Origin of the sequence: Bacillus sp. GB_SG_008 (assembly GCF_052038115.1) — a bacterium.
Lineage (GTDB): Bacteria > Bacillota > Bacilli > Bacillales > Bacillaceae_G > Bacillus_A > Bacillus_A rhizoplanae.
Genome location: NZ_JBPZSK010000009.1, coordinates 90,275 through 102,083 on the forward strand (window position 1 = coordinate 90,275; position 11,809 = coordinate 102,083).

An 11,809-nucleotide genomic window follows, 5' to 3' on the forward strand; every position below is an offset into this window, starting at 1 on the left:
CCGTCATTGATAACGCTTTCTAAAACCCGTCCTATAAATCGTTCTTCTGATAAGCATATGTAACGCTCATCCTTTTCTTATTTATAGAAAAAATAAAAAGAGCCAGAAAAACAATGTAAAGAGTCACATTGGATTTTACTGTCTCTATCCCTATGGCTCGTCTTCCTGCTAAGGAAGTTCAAGTGGAAAGAAGCCAATTCATTTCTATTCAATTCATCGTAACAATATCCGGGCTTGCAGGGAGGCTAATCACTGTCATCCGTTAATAGACTAATAATAATACAAATAAACTGAATATTCAACATTTATTTTAAATTCAGCAAAATTAACATAAACCGCCTTGTTTGAATACATTATCGTACAATCATAAAGGTGGGATAATATGGAACGAGAACAGTATAGACAAATGGAGAAAAAAGATCTGCCTCTTGTAGAACCGAAAGCATATGAAAATGTAAAGCAAATTGTTATTGTTGGTATTCCAACTTTCATTGGATTATCAATTTACGGCATCATAATGACGCTTTTGCACTGAAGTGAGACTCTTCATCAGTGACCCCCACCCATCTTCTTCACTTTTTTCTGCATCTTGAGGTGGGGGGCTTACTCCCCTAAAATAGCGAGATAAACACGGATGAATTTTGGTTAATTATAGAACAATATACATATCACGTAAGAAAGGAGCTGCTCTTTGTTGTATACATACACCTTATACGATTCAAAGGATTCTTTTGGTATCAGCAAATCTTATCATATTAAATGCGAAATTCCTCCCCACCGATTTAGAGCGATTATGATGGAGTTTCGCCGTAATAAAGAAATAGGAGAAAACATTGGGGAATTTATTGACTTCATGAAACGGGAATTTGATGAAGGATTTGAACTATTTGAGTATGACGATATTGTACAGTACGATGCAGACCAAGAGAATAGCATGATACTGGCGAATTTACTGGATCAAGCAGATCAACATGTATGAAAAAAAGAAGAAAGCAGGCCGAATGAACCTGCTTCTTCTTTAATCTCAAATTCATTGTATGATAGGAGCGTGAATCGTTTCCATATCCCCTATTTCCACTCTTACACCCACCACATTTGTGAAGGTGTTTCTTCTATAAAGTGAAACTTATTTTTCTTTCATACGATTAAAAACAACATCATACATATCATTTCCATAGTGTAAAGATCTCTTCACACGAGAAATTGTTGCTGTACTAGCTCCTGTTTCTTCTTCAATTTCATGATACGTGTTGTGCTTATATAACATTTTAGCTACTTTAAATCTTTGAAAGATTGTCTTCATTTCATTCACTGTGCATAAATCATCAAAAAAACTATAGTACTCATCTACCGTTTCCAATGTTAACATTGCTTCAAAAAATTCATCTAAATCTTTTCCACGTAATTTATCTATTAGCATATGCCTACCTCCACTTTCATTAGAGTAGCCGCTGCGCCACAAGATCCTCATTCTTATGCCAAAGTATATGAACGCTCTTCCACATGAGAAAGTTTGCTTTATCTTCTATTATGTTTTATCTGATAAGACTTTATCTATTTTTTATTTTCTTCTATATCGAATGTGAATTTCCTCACAAATATAAATAGTACGATTACACTCTCATGTCAAATCTACCCCTAAAGATATATCAAAAAAATATAAAAAAAGGTAATTCACCTCTATTTCCATCTTATTAATACTTTAAAGAGTATAAGGTATTATATCACTATTTTTTAATATTGAATCCTGCCTCTATATTAAATATTTGTGGCAAAATTTTGTCTAAATTATGTATCATATACTTCAAATAAAAAAGCTGGCATTTACCAGCTTTTTTAAAACTATTAAATTTCCTTTTACGATGGAAGATGATGCGTTAACTAGCTTCTTTATGTTCTTTTAATTGTTGTTTTCCATTCCCAATAAATCCTAAAGCAACATGAATTACAGGAACTACTAGACAAAATATAGTGAATGGCAAATACTGCAGCGTAGGTACACCTAGTGTACCAGCGATAAACACACCGCTCACTCCCCATGGAATCAATGGATTAACAGCTGCTCCGGCATTCGCTAAGATCCCTGAAAGATTTTTCGGATCTACATGAATTTTCTCATATTGTGATTTGAATGCTTCACCTGGTAAAATAACTGATAAATACTGCTCTCCTAAAAGAACATTGATGCCAATAGAACTTAATGCAGTCATGAGCATTAAGTTTCCTTTCGTACTTACCATGCCCGAAATTTTAGAAATTAGCTTTTCAATAATTTTTACTTCCACTAATAATCCGCCTAGTGCTAAAGCAAGAAGGATAAGAGAAACAGACCACATCATGCTTTGCATTCCTCCACGAGTAAGTAACACATCTACACTCTTTACACCTGTTTTAGAAACAAATCCATCTTGCATAAAAGCAGCCATTTGACTAAGGCTAGTATGTGGATGATAAATATAACAAATAACAATTGTAATCGTTATACTAAGTAATAATGTCGGAATAGCTGGTACTTTTTTTCTTGCACATAAAAATAATACTAATACTGGAATTAATGTGAAAGCTGAAATAGTAAAAGATGAATGAAGTGTCTGAACCAGCTCATCGATATTATTTCCTGCTGATACTGATGCTCCATGTCCCACAAATAAGAAAAAGATAAGAGTTATAACAAAAGCTGGAATAATTGTCCGCATCATACTACGAATATGTTCAAATAAGTCTACTTCTGCAATAGCAGCTGCTAAGTTCGCTGTATCAGATAACGGAGAAATGTTATTCCCTAGAAAAGCACCCGATATAATAGCACCTGCAATCATCGCTGGATCTAAGCCCATCATTTGTCCCATTCCTAAAAATGCAATGCCCACAGTTGAAATGGTTGTAAAGGAACTTCCCACCATTATCCCCACAAGTGCACATATGACAAAAACAGAAGGTAAAAAGAATTTTGCAGATAAAATTTTAAATCCGTAAATCATTATGGTTGGAATTGTTCCTGCCGCAATCCAAACACTAATTAAAATCCCAATTAGCATAAATATAATGATAGGAATTAAACCGGGTATAATTCCGTTTTGAATCCCTTTATGAATTGTGTCCCAAGAAAAACCTTTCACTTTTGCAAATAAAATAACAATTCCTATGGCGATTAAAATAGGCACTTGAGGAGGTAAACTTAAACCTATAATACAAGTTCCTATAATCGCTAATAAAACGACTAAAAGAAAGATACTTTCTTTAAGTGTTACATCTCTTTTCATTTTAATAACTCCTTATCATGTAAAATGGTTGTAGGATTCTACCAACTAATCCATTTACTATTAACTTTTGTGAACAATTGCACATTCAATATCTAAACACTATATTAAAAAAGAATCAATGGAAATAAAGTGGCACTTCCATCAGTAGGGGATTTTTTATTCCCCAAATGGTGCAATAAACCACAAAAGGACATAAACAATGCTTTGGATGAGTATATATATCACTTACAAATCATGCCAATGGATGTTTATGCCCTATTTTATTCACCTAAAAATATAAAACAGTTAACGCAAATCAGCTTTATTATATGCACCATGCCAAACTGGACCAACAAATGTATTAAAAGCAAATCCGCGTTTAATTCCCTCTGTCGTAAAGTCCTTCGCCTTCGCCACAGCTTCTTTTACCGAAAGTCCTTTAGCTAGTCCGGCTGTAATCGCTGCTGCAAACGTACATCCGGCACCATGGTTACAGTTCGTATGAATTTTCTCCGCTTCATAAAGCACAAACTCTGTTCCATCATAAAGTAAATCGATTGCCCTATGATCCGCTAGAGATTTCCCGCCTTTTATTACAACATTTTTAGCACCAAAATCAATAATTCTCTTTGCTGCTTCTTTCATATCGTTTACCGTTTTTACATTTTGCATTCCAGATAACTGACCCGCTTCAAATAAGTTTGGTGTTACAATTGTTGCCTTTGGTAAAAGAAGATCACGCATGGCAAGTCCATTTTCAGGATGCAGTGGTTCGTTTTCTCCTTTACAAACCATGACCGGATCAATGACAACACTTTGCATCTCATACGTTTCAATTACATCACTTACGAGCTCAATCATATCTATAGATCCAAGCATTCCTGTTTTCATCGCATCTAATTTGCCGCCGGAAAAAATTGTTTTTAATTGCGCTTGTACAAGTTCCTTATCAATTGGATGAACATGATGATGCCAGTTTTGATCAGGATCCATTGTGACGATTGTTGTAATGGCAGTTAGGCCAAACGTACCATACTCTTCAAATGTTTTCAGATCCGCCTGTAATCCTGCTCCTCCACTTGAATCAGAACCTGCTATCGTTAATACTTTTTTTACCATCACGTTTTCACTCCTCAATTGATCTTACTCAAATAAATAAGGTCAATTATATATAAAGATGAATGCATAACGACTGTTAGCGTTATACATTCATTCTATTAAAATGGTTTTCTACTAAACTTATTTCATTTCATTGTAGATTGCTTCAAGTTTAGCTTGAATTGCTTTTTCTAACTTAACAGCATATTCTTCAAATACTTCTTTATCATGAGCATATGGAGATAACGCACAAGCACGTAATACTGTTACTTTACCTTCACGATCCCATTCTCCTTCGCTAAATCCAAGACTCTTCACGAATGGAAGTGGGCTGTTACCGTAGTCAGGAATAGCAAAGTCAGTATGAGATGTAATGAACTCATTATTATATAATCCGCCTTTAACGTAAGAGGCTTGATCGAAGAAATCATGATTTAATTTGTTCATTTTTTCTAAGTCTGTATTACCTTCTTCATTAAATACATAGTCAACCATATTAAAGTCAGGTTTTGTTAATGGATACACACGAATTTTTTTATCGCCAACTTTAAATTCTTTTTCACTTAAGAAGTCATAGAAACGATAAGCTCCTTCAATACTTGCACCAATTAATTTTCCATAACCAGTTACATTTAACGGCAACACTTTATGAGCTGTCCAAACTGCTGCTGCAGTTGCACCTGCTTTAGAACCTTCTAATATATATGCACCTAATAATGCTGGAATATCTGCACCTTTTTCGAATACATAAGTTGCAAAGTAAGAAATTACATCGCGCATTCTAATATCTTTAATAACAATACCGCCCGCAGAGTAAGGAATATATCCCATTTTGTGTGGATCAATTGTAATTGTTTCTGCTTGGTTCATTGCTTTAAATGAATGATAAACTTCTTTTGTTAACCATTCACATTTTTCAGTGAAGATGTTGTGTTTTGCGTACACTTCTTCGATTTGATCCCATTCGATAAATTCGTTATTTTCATCTAAGAAAATAGAACGAGCATAACCGCCATAAGCTGCGTCTACATGAATGTAGAAATAGATGCCTTCTTCTGCTAACTTTTCACGAAGTTCTACCATTTTATCAATACGATCTACTTGACCTTCTTCTGTTGTACCAATAACCCCAACAACACCTAAAACAGGAATTTGCTCAGCTGCTAGTTCACGAATTTTTTCTTCTAATTTATTAATATCCATACGATAGTTGTCATCAACATCTACTTGCTCTACACAATCAAGACCAACACCGATAATATCAGCAGCTTTTAACCAAGAATAATGTTTTGTTTGTGGAATTAACCATTTACCTAATTTTTGTAGATTTTGACCACTGCGTGCAGAATGAGCTTTAATTTCATCAATTTGTTCAGGAATTTGATCTAAAATATCTAGAATTTCTTCTGTAGACATATTCAGTAATTCCCATTCAGATTTACCTGCAACAAATTCAGGAGCCACTTCTTTAATTGCTAGTGGTAAGGATTTCATATTACGCGCATACCATAAGCCCTCTAGGTTAGCAATGGAACCATCTGCGCAAATATGTCCCCAGCTTTCACCTTTTTTATAACTCATTAGTGCAGCAAATTCATGTCCCACTTCTTCTTCCATTTGAGAAGTACCTGGTGAAGATTCATATGCTACGTTATTACCGTTCCATAACATTGCTGCTGTATAAGCGATGATAGAAGGCATTAATGTTTCAGAGTTCATATGTCCCCAGAAACGACCAGCAGCATGCCAAGGTAAAGAGTTCGTACGTAATTTAGAAGATAATACATTGAACACACTGCGAATATGATCTGCAGTTTCTTGGAAATTTTTAGAACTTCTATCTTGAGGTGTGATAACAGGTAAATCTTGCGGCATATAGTTTTGTCTCCAACCGACATGCTCATCTACCATTTTTAATAATAGTTCTTTAAATAAATCTACATTTTCCCCTTTATCTCCTAAGAATAATGCTTTTAAATTAATGTCTGGCATTTCATATTTCATTTTCATTTCCTCCAATTTTCAATCAAATTATATAAATATATAGAATAATTATTTTTAATTAGCTTGTTTTAAATATTCTGCTTCGTTATTTTCTTTTTTCCATTCTGGTTTCTTACATTTGTTAATAATAAGAGCAATCCCAATCATAACCACCGTAGCGGCCACCTGATAAATTACGTAACCAGTATACTGACTTGGTTTTAAAATGGATGGTGGGATCAAACTTACAATAATCGTAAGTACAATACCTATCATTGAAACAATAGATACAAACCACATTAATCCATTTCCTTTACTACCTAATCTAAATGGTCTCTTAACATTAGGCATGTTATAGCGTAAGCGAATTGCTGAAATTGCAATTAAAGCATATACGATACAATATAGAATCGTTGTTGTAATGGTAATAATTAAGAATGCACTATTAACATCTGGAACGACTACATATAAGAAAGATACTAACGAAATAACAATTGCTTGAATCATTACAAAAGTGATAGGAACATCTTTCTCTGTTCTCTTTTGGAAGAACTTAGGTAGGTTCCCTTCGTCTGCCACTTTAATCATAGATTTACTTGGTCCAAGTACCCATGCACTTAGCTGCACTAAAACACCAATTAAAATCATTAAAGAAATGATGTTAACAAAGATAGATGGAATTCCTAAATCTTGACAGAAAATCAAGTATGGTTGTGTAATGTTAGCTAACTCTAAATGACCGCGTGGCACTGCGTTAGAAACTGTTAAACCAGCGATAATATTAAAGATTACTAGTAAAACAACAGAAGCGATAACAGCAATTGGATAGTTACGTTTCGGATTTTCAATATTATTTGCATGTACAGATGAGATCTCTACCCCCGCAAAAATAAAGATAATCCCTGATAAATACGCTAAGCTGCCCAAGTCTTTTAAATTAGGTATTAAATCACTTGGTTTAAAATTCCCTAAGTAACTATTTGGCTGAATTCCATTTTTAATCATATAGATAACACCTAGAACTACGAGAATAACAAATGGAATATATACACCAATAACAGCGCCCCAGTTACCTGCGATTTTTACCATATCAAACTTAAGGTTTAATAAAGTCACACCCCAGTATGAAATTAAGATTACGGCAAAAATAAAGTAGTTGTTTGAAGATAGTTCTGGCTTATTAATAACGTAACCGAATAGAACACCAACAGTTGACGAAACCATTACCATCCCGAAAAACATTTGAACCCATAATAACCATGAGGTAACAAATCCCCATTTTTCACCTAATGCATTTCTAACCCAAACTTGTGGGCCACCTTCTTCAGGAAATCCTGTCGAAAGTTCGGCTGACATGAGCGCAATAGGGAGAGCAAATACAACTGCAGCAATTAACATATAGAAAATTTGCGTCCATCCTGTAATAGCAAGCGTCGGTACACTACGTACAGTACCAAAGAATGCCATCGTAATACCAATTAACCCAAAAAGCGTTAATTTTTTTGTCTTGGCCATAACTATGCCCTTCTTTCCTTTATTTAATTTTTATAGAATACATAAACTGAACTAATACGCTAATTTTCAAAAGAACTGCACTATCAAAATACAAACGTTAAAAACTAGGGTATTAAAACAAAATATCTGATACAAAATTTGTAGATCCTATAGAATCATTCCTTTCTTCAAATCATGCTGTTATTTTGCAGAATACATCCATTCGCTTCTTCATAAAACAAAATGAATAATATTCATAAAATAATCATCTGTTTTGCTAAAAAGCAATTCAGAAAACTTAAGTTTCACCTTGTGAATCATTACACAAGTTAACTTATGACGTCAGTCTACTCCTGTAATTTTGTTTTGTCAACAACCTAATAAACACTGATTTGACAGTGTTTATTAGCAAAAATAAAAAACTTATTATTTAGGGCATTAAAGGTTTAATGCTTTCATCCATTAAAGCTTTAAATCTTTTATTTATAAAAACACACGAAATAAACATAAATAAAAATGAATATTAATACACAATTAAATGATAAATAACCACGGTAAAAATCAAAAAAAAAGAAGAGTAAATTTGCTTCACTCTTCTGCTACATAAAAAGGCTGATTATTATTTTAAAAAAGGAGTTTTTCATCTTCTCTTAAACCTGGATGCCAGTCTAACATATTTACAAACGCATGATTTGCAATTGAATCGTTTATACATAATTCATCCACGCCTAAATGAGATTCATTTTCATAAAAAAACCGCTCCATTACATTTTTTAACAATTTGCTGTATCCTATTAAACGTCTAGATGTAATTATTTTACTTTCCCGAAGAGGAATTTCACTTCTCTGTTCACGAAATTTTAACAATTTTTCTTGAAAAATTTCACGATCAGCTTCTTTTCCGTTAACTACTTTCACTTTTACAAACAAATCATTCTCTATCCCTAATGCTCTGCTCCACAAAGAGATCCAGTTATCATATTTGATATAGTATCTCCCCTGAAAATAGCTTTTTATCACCGGAAGTAACACGTGAATTCTCGGATGATACATATCACCTTTTTTTAAAATATCCAACATCCTAAAATAACCTAGATTGGCTTGTTGTACAGATTTATACTTAAATAACCGATTGAACCCAATTAACATCTTGTCTAGCATTCCATTAATTTGTTCTTCTTTTATATTATCTAAGCCTAAATCTACTAATAACCAATTGACTTGCTGCTTTTTATTAACTTCCGTTATCACATGATGATTAACATATGCTAATTCCAGAGTTCGTTCCCATGATGTCAGCATAATTAATCCCCCTCACCTTCACTTTATCTATATATAAATCTACTTTAATTTCCAAACAGATAAGTCGCTGCTATGCAGAATAAAGTGAACCTTCTGTAAGTGGGGGGTTCTTTATCCCCCACTTACGGTTAGTTGAACCAATCGGGCTTTTACGGGCAGTTATCCCCCACCTATCTTCTTCGCTTCTCTCTCAATCTTGAGGTGGGGGGCTTACTGCCCGTTAATGCGGGATAAAGTGAACCTTCCATTAGTGGTCCTCCACTGATGGAAAGCCTGCGAATAGCGGGATTAAAAATAACCTGCACTCGCTTTCCCTTCGCTGGCAGAAAAAGGCCCTGACCGCTTATATGCATGGCCAGGTGCCCTCGCCCACCTAAAAAGAAAAGGGGGTTGTATTTATATATTTACAGAGCTTTATTCTCCTAATTTCACCAAGCTGTAATTCTTTTTACCTTTACGGATAATAATAAATCTTCCATCGAATGAATTTTCTACCGTAACATCTGTATTTACATCTGTTACTTTGTCTCCATTCATCAAAATAGCCCCATTATTAATATCTTCCCTTGCTTGGCGTCTAGAAGGTTCAATTCCTAAATCTACTAACCACTCGACAATATTTTTTGTTTCCTTTGCAGCATTGAAAGTTGGCATATCTTTAAAGCCTTGTTCAATTTCATCCGCAGTTAACGCTTTAATATCCCCGCTAAATAATGCTTCTGTAATTTTTACTGCTTGTAGAAATGCATTTTCACCATGAACAAATTTCGTCATTTCTTCTGCTAACACTTTTTGCGCTTCACGTTTATGAGGTTCTGTTTGAACTTTAACCACTAATTCATCAATTCTATCTTTTGGTAAGAATGTGAAGAATTTTAAGTATTTAATCACATCGCGATCATCTGTGTTCACCCAGAACTGGTAGAATTCAAATGGTGTTGTCTTTTCAGGGTCTAACCAAATCGCTCCTCCTGCTGTTTTACCAAATTTCGTACCGTCTGATTTTAATAGTAATGGAATTGTTAATCCAAAGACTTTTGCATCTGGTCCTTCTTTTTTACGAATTAAGTCTAAACCGCTTGTAATATTTCCCCATTGGTCACTGCCGCCAATTTGCAGTTGTACGTCTTCTTCTTTGTATAAGTGATGGAAATCCATCGCTTGTAGAATTTGGTATGTGAATTCTGTAAATGAAATCCCTGTATCTAAACGACTTGCTACAATATCTTTTGCTAGCATATTATTTATACTAAAGTTTTTACCGTAATCGCGTAAAAACTCAAGGATACTTACTTCATGTGTCCAATCGTAGTTATTTACCATTTTCACTTCGCTATTTCCGCCAAAGTCGAATAACTTTTGCATTTGCGCTGTTAACGCCTCAACATTATGCTGCACTTGTTCTAATGTTTGAAGTTGTCTTTCTGTTTGACGCCCACTTGGATCACCAATTGTTCCTGTTGCTCCTCCAATTAAAATAACTGGATGATGCCCAGCTAATTGGAAACGCTTCATCATCATAAATGGAATTAAATGTCCGATATGCATACTGTCACCAGTTGGATCTACACCACAGTACAAGGAAATCTTTTTCTCTTCTACTAGTTTACGCAATCCTTCTGCATCTGTTTGTTGATTAATGGCATCGCGCCATTCCAATTCGTCAATGATGTTCATGTCTTTCCAGCTCCTTTAATTTGTATGTTTTGCTTACCTTAGTTTGATAAGCATATAAAAAAAGTCCCTATGTCTACACTAGACATAGGGACGATTTTTAACCGTGTTACCACCCAGATTGCACAAATAGTATTTACTATTCGTACCACTCTTAGCAATAGTATCGATTGCTACTCCGCTTAGCATTACCTAAGATACTCCAGAGTGTAATTCACAAGTTTGTTTGTGCTAGGTTCCATCAACCCCTAGCTTTCTCGATAACAGTGACAAACTGCTACTGGGCTCTTTCAACGTATTTGATATGTTAAATTATAGCCAATTATAGAGAAGTAAAATTTCATTGTCAATTCTATACAAAAATGTTTTGAAAGTGTTCACATTTGCTTTATTCTATTAAAGTAATAAATTGAAACTTCCATTAGTGGAGGGGGCTTTATCCCCTACTGATGGAAAGCCCGCCCAATCGGGCTTTCCATCAATACTAGGAGTCAATAATCTAGCTGCTCCTATAATATCAATAAACCACGGGTCAAATGTTTGAATTTATAGCATGGATATCAGGGGCGTAGAGGCATTGATTGAAACATTCTAACGGAAGAAAAAAGGGAATTAATGAACGAAATAAAAACATGACGAATGTACAATCAAATATTATATCTATTCATATACTTGTAATAAATCCATTATGTTCGCAAAAAAGGGGGGGACTGTTCTGAAACCATTTCATTCTAGGAATTACGAATACGAAGTTTTTTATTTCCCTTGCGCGCTTCCTCTTCCGGAACCCGGACCAGCAGGATCAACTGGAACGACTGGAACGACTGGGCCTACTGAAACGACTAGGCCTACTGAAACGACTAGACCTACTGAAACGACTAGACCTACTGAAACGACTAGGCCTACTGGAACGACTAGGCCTACTGGAACGACTAGGCCTACTGAAACGACTAGGCCTACTGGAACGACTAGGCCTACTGGAACGACTAGGCCTACTGAAACGACTAGGCCTACTG

The 11,809-nt window shown here is 34.8% G+C and carries 10 protein-coding genes and 1 other annotated feature; of the genes, 2 read left to right on the forward strand and 8 right to left on the reverse strand.

The window, feature by feature from the left end; translation table 11 throughout:
* The first annotated feature begins 382 nt into the window (after window positions 1-382).
* Window positions 383-535 (forward strand): hypothetical protein, encoded by a 153-nt coding sequence (locus ACTDJC_RS19645; protein ID WP_440604446.1) that lies wholly within the window; start codon window positions 383-385, stop codon window positions 533-535.
* 159 nt (window positions 536-694) lie between these two features.
* Window positions 695-979, forward strand: a complete 285-nt coding sequence (locus tag ACTDJC_RS19650) for a hypothetical protein (protein ID WP_440604447.1) — start codon at window positions 695-697, stop codon at window positions 977-979.
* Between the two features lie 147 nt (window positions 980-1,126).
* On the opposite strand, the gene ACTDJC_RS19655 is transcribed toward ACTDJC_RS19650, so the two are convergent.
* The 8 genes from ACTDJC_RS19655 to ACTDJC_RS19690 form a co-directional block, all read right to left on the reverse strand.
* Window positions 1,127-1,420, reverse strand: coding sequence for a YerC/YecD family TrpR-related protein (locus ACTDJC_RS19655; protein WP_098306298.1), 294 nt, complete (start codon window positions 1,418-1,420; stop codon window positions 1,127-1,129).
* 457 nt (window positions 1,421-1,877) lie between these two features.
* Entirely contained in the window at window positions 1,878-3,263 is a 1,386-nt protein-coding gene (gene nhaC / locus ACTDJC_RS19660) for a Na+/H+ antiporter NhaC (protein WP_440604448.1), read from the reverse strand.
* Window positions 3,264-3,548: 285 nt separating this feature from the next.
* Complete coding sequence (gene pdxK, locus ACTDJC_RS19665) at window positions 3,549-4,364, reverse strand: pyridoxine/pyridoxal/pyridoxamine kinase (protein WP_440604449.1); 816 nt, start codon at window positions 4,362-4,364, stop codon at window positions 3,549-3,551.
* Window positions 4,365-4,481: 117 nt separating this feature from the next.
* Window positions 4,482-6,344 carry a tyrosine decarboxylase gene (gene tdc / locus ACTDJC_RS19670; RefSeq protein WP_440604450.1) on the reverse strand — a complete coding sequence of 621 codons (1,863 nt, stop codon included), beginning with the start codon at window positions 6,342-6,344 and terminating at the stop codon, window positions 4,482-4,484.
* Window positions 6,345-6,398: 54 nt separating this feature from the next.
* Window positions 6,399-7,838 (reverse strand): tyrosine-tyramine antiporter, encoded by a 1,440-nt coding sequence (tyrP, locus tag ACTDJC_RS19675; protein WP_098306290.1) that lies wholly within the window; start codon window positions 7,836-7,838, stop codon window positions 6,399-6,401.
* 603 nt (window positions 7,839-8,441) lie between these two features.
* A complete protein-coding gene (locus ACTDJC_RS19680) occupies window positions 8,442-9,119 on the reverse strand; it encodes a protein rep (protein WP_440604451.1) in 678 nt (225 codons plus the stop codon).
* Between the two features lie 414 nt (window positions 9,120-9,533).
* Window positions 9,534-10,796 (reverse strand): tyrosine--tRNA ligase, encoded by a 1,263-nt coding sequence (gene tyrS, locus ACTDJC_RS19685; protein ID WP_440604452.1) that lies wholly within the window; start codon window positions 10,794-10,796, stop codon window positions 9,534-9,536.
* An 83-nt stretch (window positions 10,797-10,879) separates the two neighbouring features.
* Window positions 10,880-11,096 (reverse strand) — a binding site (T-box leader).
* Between the two features lie 453 nt (window positions 11,097-11,549).
* The coding region (locus ACTDJC_RS19690) for a hypothetical protein (RefSeq protein ID WP_440604453.1) at window positions 11,550-11,809 on the reverse strand (260 nt) is incomplete at its 5' end.